Here is an 18,045-nt window from a genome sequence, read left to right on the forward strand (position 1 = left end):
ATTCCGTCTCTTATGGATTAAGTCCATTGATCACTGCATTGTGCAGCAATCCATTTGTTGAAACTCCGCTGCCACCAAAGGGACCTGCTTGGCCTGCGGTATTTGTAAATGTTCCGCCCGCTTCGCGAACAATTATGTCCAACGCTGCCATGTCCCACACAGCAAGTGATGGTTCAACGGCTACATCTACCGCGCCTTCTGCAACCAGCATGTGGGACCAGAAATCTCCGATTCCACGAGTGCGCCAAGCGTTTGCAAGCATCTTTTGGAAAGGCTCTAGGCGATCTCCCCAACCAACAAAATCAGAGTATGAAATCGAAGCATCAGTTAATGTTGAAACCTTTGAGACAGAAATTTTCTTCTCGTTAATGGATTGAGCAATTGCATCAAAATCAACCGCAGAGTCATAGGCGAAATCATCTCCTGATGTATCGCCAATACTTAGATCGTTTGGACCAAAATTAAAGCGCACCGTTGCACCATGGCCCTTGGCAGCTGCCCAACGGCGAGCTAACGCTGGTGCACTTGCGATTCCAACAACAACTTCCTCATCGCCTGATGCATCGACCTTCACAAGTGCAATCAAAGTTGCCCAGGTTGGAACTCCACGCATAAAGTTTTTTGTTCCATCAATGGGATCAATTACCCAGTAGCGACCAGAACTTCCCTTATCGCTTCCAAACTCTTCTCCAACTAATCCATCTAGTTGGCGATGAGTTGCAAGTGCTTCACGGATCGCTGTTTCAACAGCGCGATCAGCATCTGTCACGGGAGTGTTATCTGGTTTGTTAGTAACAACCAAATCTTGTGCTTGGTAGCGATCAAGGGTGATCGCATCCGCCATATCGGCTAATGCATGTGCCAGAGCTAAATCATCCAGCAGATCTATTGAACCCTTGTCTGTACTCATAGTGGTGTCAGTCTATTCCGTTGAGCAGCCTTGCCTCTTGAAGAAAAAGAGCCAATCACGCATGTAAAAAGTGAGATTAGTCCTCTACGGCAGGTGTTGGTGAATCCTTAACGGCAAGCAATGATCGAAGGCTTGCAAGGCGTGCAGTTCGATGAGGATTTGGAACTCCATCAGGGGCTGCCCACGCATCTAATTTGCAGGAGCTTTCAGAGTGAGAACAGTTAGAAAGACAGTTAGCAGCAACCTCAGATAGATCGCTAAATGCATCCACAATCTGCTGATTCTGAATGTGGGATAGGCCAAATGCACGAATACCTGGCGTATCAATAATCCAGCCCTCGCTATCGACTAACGGCAAAGCAATTGCGCTAGAAGATGTGTGGCGGCCACGTCCGGTGGCTTCATTAACATCACCAGTTGCACGGTTACTTTCTGGAATCAATGCATTAATCAGTGTTGATTTACCAACACCTGAATGTCCAACCAAAACAGAAATCTTGCCTTCAAGTACTTCATGCAGCTTCAGTAAATCCTTTTCACGTGAATCACTCTTGATTGCGGTGTGAATGATTTCAACATCTAGATCTGCATACTCTGCCAAAAATGCAGGCACTTCACTGATATCTGTTTTTGTCACAACAATCTTTGGAACAATTCCTTCAGTAAAAGCAGAAACTAGAAAACGATCAATTAAATTACGACGTGGCTCAGGATTCGCAGCTGCCACAACAATGATCAACTGATCGATGTTTGCAACGATGGTGCGTTCAAACTGCGCAGCATCATCAACTGTGCGGCTCAAAGAGTTGCGACGTTCTTGAACTGCAACGATTCGAGCAAGAGATCCTTCAGCACCCGATGTGTCTCCCACTAAAGAAACATTGTCACCAGTTACAACTGATTTTGGTCCAAGTTCGCGTGCACGCATTGCGGTGACTATGACGCCATCATCTGTAATACAGGTTTGGCGACCACGATCAACAGTTGTTACAAGTGCAGAAATTGCATCATTATGTGAAGGACGATCTTTGCTTCGCGGGCGGGTGCTACGTGATGGGCGAATTCGCACATCTGATTCATCGTATTCGCGAGGTGTCATACTAAAAGTGAGCTCCATAGCCCTGGAAAATCAGGCAGAGTTTTACGGGTAGTGGCAATGTTTTCTACTTCGATATCTGGAACAACTAGCCCCAAAACAGCGCCCGCTGTAGCTAATCGGTGATCATCGTAGGTATGGAATACGCCGCCGTGTAATGGTGCAGGGGTGATGTGAAGAGCTGTCTCTTCCTCAACAACATTTCCACCTAGCACGTTAATTTCACGTGTAAGTGCGGCAAGACGATCTGTTTCATGCAGGCGCAAATGCCCAATTCCGCGTAAATGTGAAGGTGAATCAGCAAGTGCGGCAAGCGCTGCGATTGATGGAGTCAGCTCACCGACATCATGCAGATCAATATCAATTCCATGAATTGTTCCGTTGCCGGTCAAAGTTAATCCTGCATCGCTAAAGGAAACTGATGCCCCCATCGCAGTAAAAATGGAACGTAGTTGATCGCCAGGTTGCGTTGTTGCCTTTGGCCAATCTGCAATCGTCACACTTCCACCACACACCATGGCAAGTGAAAGAAACGGCGCAGCATTGGAAAGATCTGGTTCGATCACTAAATCTTTACCCTGCAAATCTCCTGGCTTAACAGTCCATGTTTGATTCGCAGCATCTACCTCGACTGTTGCTCCAAAATCACGAAGCATCTCTACCGTCATCTCAATGTGTGGCATTGAAGGCAATGAACCGCCCTGATGCTTTGCAACAATTCCATTAGTAAAACTTGGAGCAACTAAAAGCAGTGCAGATAAGAACTGGCTTGATGCGCTTGCATCGATTGTTAGCGCTCCACCTGGAATAGATCCCGTGCCTTGCAACTTAAGCGGCAAGCTGTACCGACCTTCGTGGTCAATTGAAATTCCAAGCTCTTCAAGCGCTTTGATTACTGGCCCTAGTGGGCGTTCGTATGAACGGGGATCGCCATCAAATGCCACTTCACCAGTTGCAAGTGCTGCAAGTGGTGGCAAAAATCGCATTACGGTTCCGGCATTTCCAACATCTACCTTTACTCCACCGCGCATTGGGGCTGGGGTAATAATCCATTGCAACTCTTCAGCACCGTTGACGGAAACTGTTTTTTCTTCAATACCAATGCCAAGTGCTTTAAGCCCTGCAACCATGAGCTCGCTATCGCGAGAAACTAGTGGGCGACGTAAAACAGATGGGCTCTTTGCTTGAGCAGCCAAAATAAGGGCGCGGTTAGTTACTGATTTTGATCCAGGAATTACAACGCTGATATCAACTGGTGTTGCACCGCGATAAATCGCTGGCCAGTGAGCGCTGTTTGTCATCGCCTTATTCTAACCGTTAGCCGACCCTGCGATACCCTTGAATTATGTGTGGACGTTATGCGCAAACCGCAGATATGCGCGAGCTGATGGAGCAGTTTGAGGTAACAGGTACTTCGCCCCAAGCCTCGCTTCCACTGAATTGGAATATCGCTCCAACTAATCCGATTTACATTATTCGTGCCAACGATCGCACCGGAAATGATGTCGAAACAAAGCGCGCGCTGACCACAGTTTCGTGGGGATTAATAGGGCCGTGGTTAACAGATATGCAAGAAGCCCGTGCATCGCAATCTCGCGCAATTAATGCTCGCAGTGAATCAATTCATGAAAAGCCAACCTTTAGAAATGCATTTAGATCAACTCGTTGCTTAATTCCCGCAGCTGGTTATTACGAATGGGCAACTGCTATGGGCAGATATTCGCCTAAGCAACCTTTTTATATTTCAGCTCGCGACGGCAAACAACTTCCAATTGCCGGAATCTGGAGCAGTTGGTCTGCACCTAATGGTGAAATCATTGAAACGGCATCGATCATTACGCAAGAGGCCCAAGGCGAGTTAGCAACAATTCACAGCCGCATGCCAGTCTTTATGCCACAGGATCGTTGGGATGTGTGGCTCAACCCTCGTAATACCGATGTGAATGAGTTGAAGTCTTTGATGGTCGTTGAGAACCCTGAATCGATTGTGGTTGCTCGCCCGGTTTCAAACGCGGTCAACAGCGTGGCAAATAATGGAAAAGAGTTGATCGTCGAAGCCGATTTGGGAGAGCCAGAAACCCTCTTTTAACGATAGTGTTTTAGCGATGTCAACGGATCTAGTTAAAGAGAGCTCAGCGGATCGTGCTGTCCGCTTCGAGCGAGATGCCCTTGCCTTCACAGATCAGCTTTATGCAGCCGCACTTCGCTATACAAAGAATCCGCACGATGCAAAAGATTTAGTTCAAGATACTTATTTGAAGGCCTTTGCTTCCTTCCACCAATTTGAACCAGGCACCAATTTAAAGGCGTGGTTGTATCGCGTTCTAACAACAACATTTATCAATACCTACCGCAAAGATCAGCGCCGACCACAGTTAAGTGGTGGCGAGATTGAAGATTGGCAGTTAGCTGATGCCGCTTCACATACAAGCGATCAAGGAAAATCAGCAGAAGTTGAGGCGTTGGAGAACCTTCCAGATAGCGATATCAAGCGTGCTCTTCAAGATATTCCTGAAGAGTTCCGCATCGCTGTGTACTTGGCCGATGTTGAAGGCTTTTCATACAAGGAGATTGCCGAGATCGTTGGTGTTCCAGCGGGAACTGTAATGTCACGGCTGCATCGGGGAAGAAAACAGCTGCGCGAACGGTTAACAGAGTATGCAAAAGAATTGGGCTACACCACCGAGAAGAAATCGGGGGCTAAGCCATGACATTCAACTTTGCACTTGGATGCAATGAAGTCCTGAACTCATTTGTGTTGCTGATTGAAGGCAATATCGAAGAGCCACAGATGAACATGATCGAGGTTCACATCTCTACCTGTCCTGCATGTGAGGCAGAGCTCGCTCATGAACAAGCGATGCGAGATTTAATGCAAAGTGCATTACGCCGCAGCTGTAATGAAAAAGCGCCAGAAGATCTGCATGATGCGATCTATCGCCAGATTCATGGACAAATGACAGGTGCATTTACTGAGGTTGTTACCCAATACAGCATGACTGAGATTTCAATTGAGATAGATGAGTTCGGGCAGATTGAGCACCGCGAAGTAACTATTGAGCACACCGAAGAGATTCGCTTCCTTAATGGCGATATTGATGACACTGATCCGAATGGTCAGGTGCGATAACGATGCATCCCGCAGAAGAGGTTATTGGCGCAGTTGGCTTAACTGAGATGGTTGTTCGCCCCGGTGATACATCTGTTGCAATTGGAATTGGCGACCTGCCGATCATCGCTCCATCACTGTTAATTAACTTAATGGAGCATGCAGCGATCTTGTCTTTGGATCTTTATTTGGAGCCTGAAGAGACAACTATCCCTGTCAGCGTTGAGTTTATTTCACTGTCACCAGCAAGCATTGGCGCTGAGTTACGAGGAACATCTCGAGTGATTGAGATCGAAGGAAAAGAATTAACTTTTGAATGTGAAGTGTATGAACATGATCGCCAGATCGCAGCGGCCTTAATAAAAAGATCAGCGGTGGAGCGAGTATCTTTCCTCGCCCGCACCGCTGCTCTTAATCTTGTGCACGATTCTCATAAAAACTAGAACCGATTTACATACAAACTACGCCTTCTTTGTCGCCCAGAAGATCTCTGCAATCTCATCGATCTTTGCGATCAAAGAATCTGCAACTGCAACATCCTGAGTTCCCTTTGTACCTGCAGCGCCTGCAAGCTTTGTTGCCTCATTGAACAATGAGTGCAGCTGTGGGTACGCCTCGAAGTGAGGTGCCTTGAAGTAATCAGTCCACAGCACCCATAGGTGCTCCTTAACCTGATGTGAGCGCTCTTCCTTGATCGCCACTGAACGTGAACGGAAATCTGCATCTGTATTTGCTGCGTACTTTTCCATGCAAGCCTTTACAGATAGCGCTTCAATCTTTGCCTGCGCTGGATCGTAAACTCCACATGGAAGATCGCAGTGTGCGTAGACAGTTGTCTTTGGTGCAAACATTTTCTTCTCCCCTTATTTCCAGTGAATTGCCTGGTTATGGTGCGAGACTACCGCCCGTGAGCAAATTTGGCACAGTCAAGGTCGCAGGGGGCTCGATGTCCCCCACATTTAACGATGGTGACTGGCTGCTCGTTTCTTGGTTTGATGCAGGTCTGTCGGCGCTCGTTGGAGATCGCATTCTGGGCAAGGTGGTAGTGGTTGAACGTGAAGAGCGGCCTGGAATCTTCCTAGTAAAGCGCTTACAAAAATCACATGGCGGCATCTATTGGGTGCAAGGCGACAACGATGAAAGTACCGATTCACGCACCTGGGGATGGATTCCAGGCAATGAAATCGTTGGTGTGGTCTTGTTTAGATACAAGAAGGCTTAGCGAGTAAAGGCCTCTAACAACAACGCCTTTTGCTCATCCTCATGCAAGTGATGGCTTCCAGTTGCTGGAGATGCTGTGGCGCGACGAGAAATTCGACGCAAAGTGCGAGCACCAAAACCATGTCCACCATGTGCATCAGATGTGCGAAGTGCAATGTGAGACCAAGGTCCCTGGTTTGCAGGTTCATCTTGAACCCATAACAAATTCGCATTTGGATGCTTGTTTGCCTCTGCAACCATTTCATCAATTGGAAGTGGGTACAAAAGTTCAACGCGAACAATTGCTGTTGAGTTCTCGCCAAGCTTTGCACGCTCTGCAACTAGGTCGTGATAAATCTTTCCAGAACAGAAAATAACGCGTGATGCGTTCTGTACTGAGTCATCACCAATTACTGGTTGGAAGTGACCTGATGTGAAATCAGATAGCGCAGAAGCTGCTGCCTTCAAACGAAGCATCGACTTTGGAGTAAATACGATCAAAGGACGACGTGCAGGGTTCTTCATGTGCCAACGCAATAAGTGGAAGTAATTAGCAGGGCTTGCGGGCTGTGCAACAGTCATGTTCTGCTCTGCACATAGCTGCAAGTAACGCTCGATACGTGCTGAAGAGTGATCCGGTCCTTGTCCTTCATATCCATGTGGAAGTAGAAGTACTACAGATGAACGCTCGCCCCACTTCTGCAGTGCAGATGATACGAACTCATCAATAACGGTTTGAGCACCGTTTGCGAAGTCACCGAACTGGCCTTCCCATAGAACTAGCGCTTCTTCACGCTCAAGGCTGTAGCCATATTCAAAGCCCATAGCAGCGTATTCGCTGAGCAATGAGTCGATAACAAAGAACTGATTTTCATTGCTAATTAATGAACGAAGTGGAGTCCACTCATTGCCATTTTCCTTATCAATGATGACCGCGTGACGGTTTGAGAAAGTTCCACGTCGTGCATCTTGTCCAGCAAGACGAATTGGATGGCCTTCCTTCAGTAATGAACCAAATGCAAGCATCTCGCCGGTAGACCAGTCGATGGTTGCATCGTTCAAAGATTCCACGCGCTTTGCAAGCTGTGGAGTTAACTTAGGATGAACATTGAATCCTTCTGGAACTGCAGATTGTGTTGCAGCGATTTCACGAGCAAGTTGTTCTGTAATTGCTGTGTTGATCTCTTCTGCAGCTGGAGCAACTGGAGCCTTGAAGTTTGCATCATGCTCTGGCTCAATGTTGTTAACTGCAGCAAAGATTGACTCAAGCTGTGCCTGGTAATCGCGTGCGATCTCTTCAGCCTCTTCAGGTGTAATGTCTCCACGACCTACAAGTGCTTCGGTGTACAAGGTACGTGTTGAACGCTTTGCATCAATCAGCTTGTACATCATTGGTTGAGTGAAGCTTGGCTCATCACCTTCGTTGTGACCACGACGGCGGTAACAAATCATGTCGATCACAACATCCTTGTTGAACTCTTGGCGGTATTCAAATGCCAAACGAGCAACGCGAACACATGCTTCAGGGTCATCTCCATTTACATGGAATACCGGTGCCTGAATAATCTTTGCAAAATCAGTTGAGTACTGAGATGTGCGTGATGCATGTGGTGAGGTTGTGAAACCAACCTGGTTATTAATAACAATGTGGATTGTTCCGCCTGTGCGGTATCCGCCTAATTGTGAAAGCTGCAGAACTTCAGCGTTTACGCCTTGGCCCGCAAATGAGGCATCTCCGTGCATCAGAATTGGCATTACAGAGTAAGCATTTTTCACATTTAAGCGATCCTGCTTAGCGCGAACAATGCCTTCAAGTACTGGGTTTACAGCCTCAAGGTGTGAAGGGTTTGCAGCCAAGTAAATCTTTGTCTGCGCTCCAGTTTCAGAGGTAAATACACCTGATGTACCTAAGTGGTACTTCACATCGCCGGAACCTTGAACTTGATTCTCTGCGTAGTGACCTTGGAACTCTTGGAAGATCTGTCCTGCTGATTTTCCTGCAACATTTGCAAGAACGTTTAGACGACCACGGTGTGGCATACCGATGCACACCTCATCCAACTTACTTTCAGCAGCTGCAGAAACAACGGCATCAAGAAGAGGAATGACAGACTCTCCGCCTTCTAGTGAGAAGCGCTTCTGACCAACAAACTTTGTGTGAAGGAATGATTCAAATGATTCTGCGCTGTTGAGCTTACGCAAAACACGCAGCTGCTCTTCGCGTGGAAGCTTGGCGTAACCAACCTCAACCTTGCCCTGAATCCATTCGCGTTCCTTTGGATCCTGGATGTACATGTACTCAACGCCAACTGAACGGCAGTATGAGTCACGAAGAATTCCAAGGATCTTGCGAAGTGGCATGAACTTCTTGCCACCGAAGCCACCAGTTGCGAATTCACGATCAAGATCCCACAGAGTTAATCCATGAGTTACAACATCTAAATCAGGGTGTGAACGCTGGATGTATTCAAGCGGATCAACATCAGCCATTAAGTGACCGAATGTGCGGTACGCCTGAATTAATTGCTGGACACGTGCAGTCTTGTTGATCTCTTCATCGCGAGTAAATGCAAAGTCACTTGCCCAACGAATTGGCTCGTATGGAATACGTAGCGCAGAGAAAATCTCATCGTAGAAACCTTCCGCACCTAACAAGTACTCGTGCATGCGGCGCAGGAAATCTCCTGATTGCGCGCCTTGAATAATGCGGTGGTCGTAAGTACTTGTAAGAGTAATTACCTTGCTAATAGCCATGTTTACAAGGGTTTCTTCGCTTGCACCCTGGAACTCAGCTGGGTAATCCATCGCTCCAACGCCCAAGATCAACCCTTGTCCCTGAACAAGACGTGGAACTGAGTGAACAGTTCCGATTGTTCCTGGGTTAGTAATTGACATTGTTGTGCCAGCAAAATCTTCAACAGTTAGTGCGCCAGCGCGCGCCTTCTTGATTACCGCTTCGTATGCTGCCCAGAACTGTCCGAAATCTAAATCTTCGCAACCCTTAACTGATGGAACCAACAACTGACGTGAACCATCTGGTTTTGCCAAGTCGATTGCAACACCTAAGTTGATGTGCTCTGGCTTTCCAATTGCTGGCTTGCCATCTAGTTCGCCAAAGAATGCGTTCATCTCTGGCATTGCACGAACTGCCTTGATCATTGCGTAAGCAATGATGTGAGTGAAGGAAACCTTTCCTCCGCGACCACGTGCAAGGTGGTTGTTAATAACAATTCGATTATCAATCATCAACTTCGCAGGAATTGCGCGAACTGATGTTGCAGTTGGAACTGATAGTGATGCCTCCATTGATTGAACAACGCGAGCACTAACTCCGCGGATTGGTTCAAGTGTTGATGCACCTGGAGTAATGAGAACTGGTGCTGGGCGAACAACAGGATCTGCAGGAGTTGGTTGTGCAACCGCTGTTTCACGAACAATTGGTTGTTGAGCAACTGGCGCTGCAGGTGCAACTGGAGCTGCCGCTATTGGTGCAGGTTGTGCAACCGGTGCTGCAACTGGTGCAGGAGCTGCTGCTTGTTGTTGTGCCTTTGGAATTGGTGGAACACCTTTGCTTGGTGCAGCTGATGTTGCTGGCGCACCTGGCTTATTAGTTTTGAAATACTCAACCCATGCAGGGTCTACGGAAGAAGGATCCTGTAGATATTGCTCGTACATTTCATCGACGAGCCAATCATTTGCACCAAAATCCTGTGCCGACACTGGCAATCTCCTTCTGCATTGATTACAGGCTTAGCCTATCTGCCTCGGCCCGCATGAAAAACCCTGAAAAGCCCCTCATTAGGCGAGATTGACCACACCTTTCTCAACAAGAAAGTGCTGGTCTTTCAACCTGCAAATGGCGGGCATTTAGTCCACCCTTAACCCATGTCAATAGCGATAGTCACAGGGGCCAGTCGAGGCTTGGGCTTTGAAAATGCCAAGGGATTAGCCGCACTGGGATATGACATTGTCATGATCGCAAAGGATCAGAGCCGCCTGTCATTAGCTCAGCAATCGCTACAACGTCATTACCCGACTCAACACTTCACCACTTATGCAGTTGATCTAGAAGATCTCGAAGCAACTCGCACGACCGTTGATTTGATTGCACAACAACAATCGGCACCGGATGTCATGATTTTGGCGCACGGTGTGATGAGCGAAAAAATGTCAAAGACTTTAAGAACTACAGATGCTGAGTGGCGTCGAGTTATGACAATCAATCTTGATTCAGTTTTCACACTAGTTAACGGCCTTGCACCTGCAATGGTTGAGGCGCGCAATGGACGAATCATTATTTACTCTGCATGCCTTGGTCGAATGTCAGGACCTGGAAATGCGGGAGGACTTGCTCCATACAGAATTAGTAAGGCTGGTGTTAACGCACTTGTGCGAAACCTTGCACATGAAACTGGTTTAGGTGCTCGTGGAGTATTAGTTGATGCTGTTTGTCCTAATCATTCACAAACAGATATGGGTGGCCCTGATGCACCTCGTACCGCTGCAGAAGGTGCAGCATGTGCGCTGTGGTTAGCAACTCGTGAATTTAATCCTGGAGATACAACAGGAGTTCTGTGGGAAGACAATCAGATTGTTGAGTGGTAATCGCTTTTTACTCTTTTTAAGAATGAATTAGGGAATCTAGAGATCAGTTGGAATAGCGCGCAAAGCTGAAATCAAAGTTGCGCCAGCAAGTGCGGCCAAAGGAATAGCCACAAACCACAAATGCGCTTCAACTTGATATGAAACAACACCTAACGCAATTAAATTAGCTAGGACCGCAGGCGAGCGACCAAAGTACTTCCCGCGCTTATAACCAAGTGCGGATGCTGCTAATCCTGCTGCTCCAAGAAGTGCAAAAAGTAGAACTCCGAGGAATGGCAGGAGTTCAAAGGAGTCTGCGGTAAAGGTAAGAACAACCAACCACAGCGCTAACGCGACGATGACGCCTGACTCAATGAAAAGTAGGGATGCCACTAGTGCGCGTGCTTTTGCAGCCTTGGCAGGATCTTGACTCATAGAGGCGAGATTAACTTATGCGAGGTAAAAATGCTCTTTTCACATGATGGAATCCATGATTCTCAAACACACCTTGCATCGCCCTCTTACTTCTACGAACAACTTCGTCGTGAAATTGCTTTTGCATCCAGATCTGGAAAACCGTTGGCGCTCATCAAAGTCGTGTTTAACAATCCTGACAGTGAGAAGGTTCGAGCCCACGACATACTGCACTTTTCCTATGAGCTAACTCAGCTAACTAGAAATGAGGATTGTGTCGGTCGTTTAGGTGTCAATGAAGTTGTGATCATCGTACGAGATGGTGAACAGAATGCAGAGATGTTTTTACAGCGCTTACTGACTTCTACTTCACTGACTGTTAATCATTCATTATTGATCTACATGGGAATGGTTTTTAGCCACAGCGATGAAGATGCGTTGAAATTGCTAGATCGCCTTGATAGGACCGAGCTGGTCTCGCATTAGTTGCTCTTTCTGATTACGAAGAGTCACACCAGCAATCCGTTATCCACGGCTTTTGGCGACATCATGTAGTAAGTCAGCCCCGTACCTAGGTTTCACGGCATGGAACTAGATTTGAATGTGACCTTTGGTGCCATTGCACCATTTATGTGCGACCCAACAATTGAAGAGATTTGGATTAACTCACCCGAGCGTATTTTTATTGCTCGCAATGGAAGAAGTGAGCTGACCAATCTACTCTTAACCGCTGATGATGTTCGAAATATTGTGGAACGAGCGTTAATGTGGAGCGGTCGCAGACTTGATCTTTCACACCCATTTGTCGATGCCAGATTGCCCGATGGAAGCCGTTTACATGTTGCAATCCCTGAAATTACAGCACACCACTGGGCGGTAAATATCCGCAAACATTTAATGCGCAATCTCAGTGTGAATGATTTGGTTGCTCGTGGAGTTATGAGCGCTGAAATCGGCACAGCACTTTCCTACAGCGTCCAAGCTGGTCTCAACATCTTGGTGTGTGGCGGCACTCAGGCAGGAAAAACGACTGTTCTGAATGCTTTAGCTGGCGCCGTTCCGCGCAGTGAAAGAGTTGTGACAATCGAAGAGGTTTTTGAATTAACTCCTCAGCTTCCGGATGTTGTGCAGATGCAAACAAGAAGTGCGAATTTGCAAGGTGAAGGGGAGATTCCTTTACGCAGGTTAATTAAAGAGTCGCTTCGTATGCGACCTTCACGAATTATCGTCGGAGAAGTTCGTGAAGCCGAAGCCCTGGATCTTTTGATTGCATTGAACTCTGGTTTGCCGGGCATGGGAACTTTGCACGCTAACTCTCCGCGAGATGCAATAGTTAAATTACAGACATTGCCCTTACTGGCTGGTGAAAACATTTCACACAAGTTCATTGCTCCAACTGTTGCTTCGGCGATTGATTTGATTGTTCACGCCACATTGGACGCTAATGGCGTTCGCAGAATAAATGAGGTTGCTGCCGTTACAGGCAGATATGAGAATGATCGGGCAGAAATTGAATCGCTATGGAAGTGGGATGGCAATCAATATCAGCGAGGAGTTGGTTCGTTGCCAAACCCTGAAAGATTTACTGCGATCGGGGCTCCATTGAGTCAATGGTGGCACAAATGAAACTTTCACTACGAATTGGTATATCTGCGGCGGTTTCGACCGCGTTAGTTGCAATGATGACTAGATCAATAATCATTGCACTTGCATTTGGTGCTTTAGCGGCAGGTATTGCCTTTGTAACTGTAAGAACAAAAACTCACATTAACGAGGCTGCGCTAATCGCTGCCTGGCCTGAAGTTATTGATCATTTGATGTCAGGAATTCAATCTGGACTTTCTTTATCTGAATCACTCGCTGGGCTTTCAACCCGTGGTCCCGAGATCTTGAGACCTGCCTTTGTGCAGTTTCGTGCCACTTTGTATGGAAGCGGTGATCTAACAGGGGCGATTGCTGAGCTAAAAACCATCTTTGCACATCACGGTAGTGATCAGATTTTTGAAGCACTACTCATCTCTAAAACCTTAGGTGGAAGTGAACTTCTGCAGATATTACGAACTCTGGGTGATTTCCTACGTCAGGATTTAGCGCTTCGTCGTGAGATTGATGTAAAGCATGGATGGATTAAAAACTCAGCACATATTTCAGCTGCTGCTCCATGGATATTACTCTTACTGCTTTCAACTCAACCAAGCACTGCAAAGGCTTACTCAACACCTACGGGTGCGATGATTTTGATCGCTGGTTTAGTCATGACAGCGATTGCATATGTGTGGATGAATCGATTAGGGCGATTGCCTCAAACTCCGAGAGTTTTCACTGGAGTTGAGCGATGACGATCTTCTTTTTCATAACTGCTTTGCTTGTGATTCCTGCTGGATTTCTTATAGTTATTGGCGATGAAGTAAATCCGTTAGAAGAAGCGCGCAGAGTAGTTGCAAAGAATGCAAAAAAGAGTGATGACCGCACCGCTGTTCGGGCAAGGCTAGAAGAGCTAGGTAAAGGGAGTGATAAAGATTATGAAGAGTTTCGGATTAAGCAGTATGGATACAGCGCAGCAAGTAGCTCTGTTGCCTTAGTTCTTCTCTTTCTCCTTTCACATTCATTTGCTTTATCAATACTTGGTTCGGCTTTAGTAGCGACAACGATGTATGTACTGCTGGATCGCGACTTAACAAAATCCGTAAAGAAGCGGCACGAATTAATCGAGGCGGAGTTTCCTGCAATTATTGAGATGTTGACGCTTGCAATTGCAGCTGGAGAAACACCGATGAGCGCGATGCATCGCATTGCAGAGTCAGCTAACGGTGCTCTAGCGCACGAGTTCTCCGTTGTTGTTGCGGGAGTGCGCGGTGGATCCCCTTTAAGTGAAACCTTAGATTCAATGGGCCGCCGAGTTAAATCGGTAATGATTCGCCGTTTTGTTGATGCTTTGATAACCGCTACTTTGCGCGGTGCTCCACTTGTTGAAGTGCTTTCACGCCACGCAGTTGAAGCTCGTGGCAATCAGAGAAATCGAGTTATGGGAGCGGCTGGTAAGGCTGAAATATCAATGATGATTCCAGTTGTATTCCTTATCCTGCCGATCTCCATACTCTTTGCACTATGGCCATCTTTAACAAACCTCAATATGTTCGCTAGCTAAGGAAAGCAACTAGCGCCCACATTGCGATTGCCAAAATACTTTAGGCAGCGCTTTCCTCGCGCTCATCCTTTTCAACATTGAGTTCAATCAATTCACCATTTGCAGTGCGAGCAGCAACCTCTTTGAGTGAAGGTCGTCCTGCTTTGCGCTTCTTTGCGATGATGCGACCATCTTCAAATAGTTCGCCTCCCCACACACCAGCCGGCTCTTGGCGCGATAACGCACCCTCTAAGCACTGTGCACGCACGGGACATCCACCGCAGAGCGACTTCGCTTCCGCAACCTGCATCTCATCCTCAGAAAAATAGAGCTCAGGATCTGCAGTGTGGCATGGCAAATTAAATGATGACCCATCGCTGTATGTGCCCGTTACGGCATCCAAACCGATCTTCTCATCTGCCCAGCCTGGTACTAGTAGTTCGCTGAAGAGAACGCTCATGTTCTCACCTCTTCTTTCCTTGTTGGCCAACTGTCGTTGGGTCTTGCTATCTCTTTCGGTTTTCAGTGGTTATCGGGAGATATCCGTACTGCATTCTTTGCTTTCTCCTGAATTTATTTTTTAGTAATAAACATCGGGGAAAACAAAAAGGGCTCCGAATCCTTTGTGGATTCGAGGCCCTTGGCTTCAGTTCTAAATCGAGTTATTCGATTGAACCACCATTGGCCTCGTATCCGGCATAAAAAGCTGCGTAAAACGCTGGCTTTGCGGTATGCCAAGTAGAAGGCTTATTGGTTGTATGAGCAGAAGGAATCACAGCAGAACGCAAAGCGTTTGCTGATACGAATGATGCGTTAGACATATTCGTTTCCTTTCGACTCGCTTCATCTTCGCCATGAGGATGAAGGCTTAAGGATAAAGCATGGGTTGAGGTACTGGCAAGGTAATTAATTCCCCGCGTAAATGAGGGTAAATCGGCTATATCTGCGCTGAATTAAGGGGTGAGACTAGTTAGCCAGTCCTGCTTCGGCCAAGAATCGTGATGCTTTTCCACGATAGCTAAGACGTAGATCTGATTTAGCGCGAGTAATTCCAACATAGAACAAGCGACGTTCTTCATCGATTGATGCTTGATCACCGGTGGTGCTGTTGTTTTCCAGCGGAAGAATTCCATCGCTTACTCCCATAAGGAATACGCGCTCCCATTCAAGGCCTTTTGCTGCGTGCAATGTTGCAAGAGTTGTCACAGGCATTGTCGGTGGGTTGTTCTGCTGAACACGATCTTCTACTTCGCGCAGGTAGGTGCGCAAATTCTTTGGAGTAAATCCGCTGTCACCATCTAATTCGCGAGCAAGGTGTAGCAGCGCTGCAATTCCATCGATTGCTCCCCCAGTTAAGAATGGCTGAGCAAGAGTGCGAAGTTCATCCAGCCATGAAACACCTTCAGTTGGAATAACTGATGCTGTGCGAACCTGCTTCAAGAAATCGCGAACCTCTTTGCGTTCAAAGAAACGTTCTGTGTTTCGAACTTGATAAGGAAGGTTTGCAGCGTTCATCGCTTTTTCTAAACCATTGAGTTGGTTGTTGGTGCGGGCAAGAACTGCAATCTCTTGCGCTGGAGTTCCTTCTGAAATTAACTGCGTAATGTCGCGAACGATTCCGGCGATCTCTGCTGCCTCATCGTTATAGGAGCTAATTGTTGGCTTGCTACCGTGATCATTGATCGCAACAAGTTCATTTCCCATCGCACCTTTTCGCAAGATGCTGTTTGCGGTGAAGATAATTTCAGGTGTTGAACGATATCCAGTTGTTAGGCGAACAACTTCAGCTTCTGGAAAGCGCTGTGTGAATGAGTTTAAGAAGACCGGAGTTGCTCCAGCGAATGAGTAAATAGTCTGGGCCGGATCTCCAACAACACATAGCTCTTGGCGAGAACCCAACCAGGCGTTGATTAATCGCTGCTGCAGCGGCGAAATATCCTGGTACTCATCAACTGTAAAGAATCGGTATTGATCCTGAACACGTTCGCGAACTTCGCGTTCTTCTTCAATCATTGCAGTGGTTAGAAGAAGTACATCCTCAAAGTCGATAGCGCGCTCTTGGTGCTTCACGCTTTCATATGCGGTGTAGACCTTGGCTAACTGTTCTGGATTAATGCGCGGCTTCACTGTTCTCTTCAATGATTCGCTCAAGTAATCAGATGGAGCAACCTGCGAAACCTTGGCCCATTCGATCTCAGTTGCGATATCGCGCAGCAAATCTCGCGAGGTAATTGATAGTTCGCCCTGTAATTGAGCACGTTTGATCGCTTCGGTCAGGAATCCACTCTTGGTAGTCAGAAGATCAGGTGTGCGGCCACCAAATACCTGTGGCCAGAAAAATGTCAGCTGCTTGAGCGCTGCTGCGTGAATGGTTCGCGCTGCAACTGATGGAACTCCAAGTGAGCGAAGTCGTGTGCGCATTTCTCCTGCAGCACGTGCAGTAAAGGTAAGTGCCAAAACCTTGTGCGGATCCATTGTTCCGATAGCTGCTGCATATGCGATGCGGTGGGTAATGGCGCGGGTCTTACCTGTTCCAGCACCTGCAATTACGCACACTGGGCCACGTGTAGCAAGAGCTACTGCGCGTTGTTCATTATCTAATGCTTCAAGAATCTCTTCTGCGCGAAGGTTTCCTACGGTCTCCACGATTCACCACCACGTAACTGTTCGCGGGTGTATCCATCAACACGTGTGTACCAAGCTTCAATCATTCGACGAGCAACTGAAATAGTTGGTGGAAGCAAAATATCTTCAGCAATAACAGCTGCCTTCATTTCATCACGTGAAAACCAGCGTACTTCAGTGATTTCAGTTCCATCTGGGCGCGCTTCTTCGGGGCGATGTGTAATCGCTTCAAATGCAATCATGATCGATGCAGGAAATGGCCAAGGCTGTGAAGTTAAGTATTTGATCTCAGATGCATACACACCAGCTTCTTCAAATACTTCGCGCGATACGCACTCTTCAAATGATTCGCCGGTTTCGACAAAACCTGCAAAAGTTGAAAAGCGCTTATCTGGCCAGATGGGTTGATGTCCCAAAAGAATTCGATCATCTTTATCTCGCACTAAAACAATTACCGCTGGATCTGTACGTGGGTGATGTTGCGTTGCATCCTCAACACAGACGCGAACACTTCCGCCTAGTTCACTTACAGTCTTCGCGCCGCATCGCGCACAGTGTGTGTGGTTTGCATGCCAGTTCGCTAAACCAACTGCGTGCATTGCAAGGGCTAATTCATCGGCATCTAAATTGCCACCAACTTCGCGCAAAGTTTTGAATCCTTCATACTTACGCTTTTCAAACTCTTCAGTGCCATCATCTTCTGGCTGATTGATCCAGGTGGTGCGCCATGCAAAGTACGCCTGATTGTCATCGCGGCCGATTCCAAGGAAGAAGCGATCGCCTTCGATAAATGTTTCCTGCAAAGCCTTTACTGCAGCGGCATCGATAAAAGTCAGCGAATCTTCTGCTGCGCTTAAACGAGCATCAACTAAGTGAATAATCTGGGCTGATTTCCAGAGTTCTGCCAACTTTGTGGCATCAGAGCGCAGCTCACTTTCACGATTTATCAGTGACAACGCGCTCATAGGGGTGAACGCTAC

20 protein-coding genes are annotated in these 18,045 nt (G+C 47.2%); 10 read left to right on the plus strand and 10 right to left on the minus strand.

All coding sequences use genetic code 11. The annotated features are described in order from the left end of the window. Positions 1 to 10: 10 nt before the first annotated feature. From AC8GFU_RS06000 to aroA, 3 genes are all read right to left on the minus strand, one after another. Positions 11 to 910: an inositol monophosphatase family protein gene (locus tag AC8GFU_RS06000; RefSeq protein WP_506626236.1), complete on the minus strand. Its 900-nt coding sequence runs from the start codon at positions 908 to 910 to the stop codon at positions 11 to 13. 76 nt (positions 911 to 986) lie between these two features. After that, complete coding sequence (gene rsgA, locus AC8GFU_RS06005) at positions 987 to 2,009, minus strand: ribosome small subunit-dependent GTPase A (RefSeq protein WP_506626237.1); 1,023 nt, start codon at positions 2,007 to 2,009, stop codon at positions 987 to 989. Next, positions 2,006 to 3,307, minus strand: coding sequence for a 3-phosphoshikimate 1-carboxyvinyltransferase (gene aroA, locus AC8GFU_RS06010; protein ID WP_506626238.1), 1,302 nt, complete (start codon positions 3,305 to 3,307; stop codon positions 2,006 to 2,008). The genes rsgA and aroA overlap by 4 nt, the downstream gene beginning before the upstream one ends. 44 nt (positions 3,308 to 3,351) lie before the next feature. On the opposite strand from aroA, the gene AC8GFU_RS06015 reads away from it, so the two are divergent. Genes AC8GFU_RS06015 through AC8GFU_RS06030 form a run of 4 tightly spaced genes read left to right on the plus strand, consistent with a single transcriptional unit; the run spans position 3,352 to position 5,558 of the window. After that, a complete protein-coding gene (locus tag AC8GFU_RS06015; RefSeq protein ID WP_506626239.1) occupies positions 3,352 to 4,095 on the plus strand; it encodes an SOS response-associated peptidase in 744 nt (247 codons plus the stop codon). 16 nt (positions 4,096 to 4,111) lie between these two features. Continuing rightward, positions 4,112 to 4,717 carry a sigma-70 family RNA polymerase sigma factor gene (locus AC8GFU_RS06020; protein WP_506626240.1) on the plus strand — a complete coding sequence of 202 codons (606 nt, stop codon included), beginning with the start codon at positions 4,112 to 4,114 and terminating at the stop codon, positions 4,715 to 4,717. Next, positions 4,714 to 5,136: an anti-sigma factor family protein gene (locus AC8GFU_RS06025; protein WP_506626241.1), complete on the plus strand. Its 423-nt coding sequence runs from the start codon at positions 4,714 to 4,716 to the stop codon at positions 5,134 to 5,136. Before AC8GFU_RS06020 ends, AC8GFU_RS06025 begins: the two co-directional genes overlap by 4 nt. A gap of 2 nt (positions 5,137 to 5,138) precedes the next feature. After that, a complete protein-coding gene (locus AC8GFU_RS06030) occupies positions 5,139 to 5,558 on the plus strand; it encodes a thioesterase family protein (protein WP_506626242.1) in 420 nt (139 codons plus the stop codon). Between the two features lie 18 nt (positions 5,559 to 5,576). On the opposite strand, the gene sodN is transcribed toward AC8GFU_RS06030, so the two are convergent. Next, positions 5,577 to 5,966 carry a superoxide dismutase, Ni gene (gene sodN / locus AC8GFU_RS06035; protein WP_506626243.1) on the minus strand — a complete coding sequence of 130 codons (390 nt, stop codon included), beginning with the start codon at positions 5,964 to 5,966 and terminating at the stop codon, positions 5,577 to 5,579. A 95-nt stretch (positions 5,967 to 6,061) separates the two neighbouring features. Here sodN and AC8GFU_RS06040 point away from each other — a divergent pair, with 95 nt between their 5' ends. Beyond that, on the plus strand, positions 6,062 to 6,337 hold the full coding sequence (locus AC8GFU_RS06040) for a S26 family signal peptidase (protein ID WP_506626244.1): 276 nt from the start codon (positions 6,062 to 6,064) through the stop codon (positions 6,335 to 6,337). On the opposite strand, the gene AC8GFU_RS06045 is transcribed toward AC8GFU_RS06040, so the two are convergent. Then, on the minus strand, positions 6,334 to 9,990 hold the full coding sequence (locus tag AC8GFU_RS06045) for a multifunctional oxoglutarate decarboxylase/oxoglutarate dehydrogenase thiamine pyrophosphate-binding subunit/dihydrolipoyllysine-residue succinyltransferase subunit (RefSeq protein ID WP_506627175.1): 3,657 nt from the start codon (positions 9,988 to 9,990) through the stop codon (positions 6,334 to 6,336). The genes AC8GFU_RS06040 and AC8GFU_RS06045 overlap by 4 nt on opposite strands. A 210-nt stretch (positions 9,991 to 10,200) precedes the next feature. Between AC8GFU_RS06045 and AC8GFU_RS06050 the strand changes: the two genes are divergently transcribed. Further along, positions 10,201 to 10,920, plus strand: coding sequence for an SDR family NAD(P)-dependent oxidoreductase (locus AC8GFU_RS06050; RefSeq protein WP_506626245.1), 720 nt, complete (start codon positions 10,201 to 10,203; stop codon positions 10,918 to 10,920). 36 nt (positions 10,921 to 10,956) lie between these two features. Here the strand turns inward: AC8GFU_RS06050 and AC8GFU_RS06055 are convergent, their stop codons facing one another. Then, entirely contained in the window at positions 10,957 to 11,334 is a 378-nt protein-coding gene (locus AC8GFU_RS06055; protein ID WP_506626246.1) for a hypothetical protein, read from the minus strand. Positions 11,335 to 11,364: 30 nt separating this feature from the next. On the opposite strand from AC8GFU_RS06055, the gene AC8GFU_RS06060 reads away from it, so the two are divergent. From AC8GFU_RS06060 to AC8GFU_RS06075, 4 genes are all read left to right on the plus strand, one after another. Beyond that, a complete protein-coding gene (locus tag AC8GFU_RS06060) occupies positions 11,365 to 11,799 on the plus strand; it encodes a nucleotidyl cyclase domain-containing protein (protein WP_506626247.1) in 435 nt (144 codons plus the stop codon). A 99-nt stretch (positions 11,800 to 11,898) separates the two neighbouring features. Next, positions 11,899 to 12,939 (plus strand): TadA family conjugal transfer-associated ATPase, encoded by a 1,041-nt coding sequence (locus tag AC8GFU_RS06065; protein WP_506626248.1) that lies wholly within the window; start codon positions 11,899 to 11,901, stop codon positions 12,937 to 12,939. Continuing rightward, positions 12,936 to 13,652, plus strand: coding sequence for a type II secretion system F family protein (locus AC8GFU_RS06070; protein WP_506626249.1), 717 nt, complete (start codon positions 12,936 to 12,938; stop codon positions 13,650 to 13,652). Before AC8GFU_RS06065 ends, AC8GFU_RS06070 begins: the two co-directional genes overlap by 4 nt. Beyond that, positions 13,649 to 14,461: a type II secretion system F family protein gene (locus AC8GFU_RS06075; RefSeq protein WP_506626250.1), complete on the plus strand. Its 813-nt coding sequence runs from the start codon at positions 13,649 to 13,651 to the stop codon at positions 14,459 to 14,461. The genes AC8GFU_RS06070 and AC8GFU_RS06075 overlap by 4 nt, the downstream gene beginning before the upstream one ends. Positions 14,462 to 14,501: 40 nt before the next feature. Here AC8GFU_RS06075 and AC8GFU_RS06080 read toward each other — a convergent pair whose 3' ends face one another. The 4 genes from AC8GFU_RS06080 to nudC form a co-directional block, all read right to left on the minus strand. Then, a complete protein-coding gene (locus AC8GFU_RS06080; protein WP_506626251.1) occupies positions 14,502 to 14,900 on the minus strand; it encodes a WhiB family transcriptional regulator in 399 nt (132 codons plus the stop codon). A 202-nt stretch (positions 14,901 to 15,102) separates the two neighbouring features. Beyond that, complete coding sequence (locus AC8GFU_RS06085) at positions 15,103 to 15,261, minus strand: hypothetical protein (protein WP_506626252.1); 159 nt, start codon at positions 15,259 to 15,261, stop codon at positions 15,103 to 15,105. 145 nt (positions 15,262 to 15,406) lie between these two features. Then, complete coding sequence (locus AC8GFU_RS06090; RefSeq protein WP_506626253.1) at positions 15,407 to 17,086, minus strand: ATP-dependent helicase; 1,680 nt, start codon at positions 17,084 to 17,086, stop codon at positions 15,407 to 15,409. Then, a complete protein-coding gene (gene nudC / locus AC8GFU_RS06095; protein WP_506626254.1) occupies positions 17,074 to 18,030 on the minus strand; it encodes an NAD(+) diphosphatase in 957 nt (318 codons plus the stop codon). Before nudC ends, AC8GFU_RS06090 begins: the two co-directional genes overlap by 13 nt. Positions 18,031 to 18,045: the final 15 nt, after the last annotated feature.

The organism is Planktophila warneckei (SeqCode) (genome assembly GCF_965234675.1).
Taxonomy (GTDB): domain Bacteria; phylum Actinomycetota; class Actinomycetes; order Nanopelagicales; family Nanopelagicaceae; genus Planktophila; species Planktophila warneckei.

Coding starts and splice junctions, on each gene's coding strand:
- AC8GFU_RS06030 (WP_506626242.1), top strand. CDS start 5,139: ATGCATCCCGCAGAAGAGGTTATTGGCGCAGTTGGCTTAACTGAGATG.
- rsgA (WP_506626237.1), bottom strand. CDS start 2,009: ATGACACCTCGCGAATACGATGAATCAGATGTGCGAATTCGCCCATCA.
- nudC (WP_506626254.1), bottom strand. CDS start 18,030: ATGAGCGCGTTGTCACTGATAAATCGTGAAAGTGAGCTGCGCTCTGAT.
- AC8GFU_RS06025 (WP_506626241.1), top strand. CDS start 4,714: ATGACATTCAACTTTGCACTTGGATGCAATGAAGTCCTGAACTCATTT.
- AC8GFU_RS06015 (WP_506626239.1), top strand. CDS start 3,352: ATGTGTGGACGTTATGCGCAAACCGCAGATATGCGCGAGCTGATGGAG.
- sodN (WP_506626243.1), bottom strand. CDS start 5,966: ATGTTTGCACCAAAGACAACTGTCTACGCACACTGCGATCTTCCATGT.
- AC8GFU_RS06070 (WP_506626249.1), top strand. CDS start 12,936: ATGAAACTTTCACTACGAATTGGTATATCTGCGGCGGTTTCGACCGCG.
- AC8GFU_RS06050 (WP_506626245.1), top strand. CDS start 10,201: ATGTCAATAGCGATAGTCACAGGGGCCAGTCGAGGCTTGGGCTTTGAA.
- AC8GFU_RS06085 (WP_506626252.1), bottom strand. CDS start 15,261: ATGTCTAACGCATCATTCGTATCAGCAAACGCTTTGCGTTCTGCTGTG.
- AC8GFU_RS06000 (WP_506626236.1), bottom strand. CDS start 910: ATGAGTACAGACAAGGGTTCAATAGATCTGCTGGATGATTTAGCTCTG.
- AC8GFU_RS06055 (WP_506626246.1), bottom strand. CDS start 11,334: ATGAGTCAAGATCCTGCCAAGGCTGCAAAAGCACGCGCACTAGTGGCA.
- AC8GFU_RS06020 (WP_506626240.1), top strand. CDS start 4,112: ATGTCAACGGATCTAGTTAAAGAGAGCTCAGCGGATCGTGCTGTCCGC.
- aroA (WP_506626238.1), bottom strand. CDS start 3,307: ATGACAAACAGCGCTCACTGGCCAGCGATTTATCGCGGTGCAACACCA.
- AC8GFU_RS06060 (WP_506626247.1), top strand. CDS start 11,365: ATGCTCTTTTCACATGATGGAATCCATGATTCTCAAACACACCTTGCA.
- AC8GFU_RS06075 (WP_506626250.1), top strand. CDS start 13,649: ATGACGATCTTCTTTTTCATAACTGCTTTGCTTGTGATTCCTGCTGGA.
- AC8GFU_RS06065 (WP_506626248.1), top strand. CDS start 11,899: ATGGAACTAGATTTGAATGTGACCTTTGGTGCCATTGCACCATTTATG.
- AC8GFU_RS06080 (WP_506626251.1), bottom strand. CDS start 14,900: ATGAGCGTTCTCTTCAGCGAACTACTAGTACCAGGCTGGGCAGATGAG.
- AC8GFU_RS06045 (WP_506627175.1), bottom strand. CDS start 9,990: ATGTACGAGCAATATCTACAGGATCCTTCTTCCGTAGACCCTGCATGG.
- AC8GFU_RS06040 (WP_506626244.1), top strand. CDS start 6,062: ATGTCCCCCACATTTAACGATGGTGACTGGCTGCTCGTTTCTTGGTTT.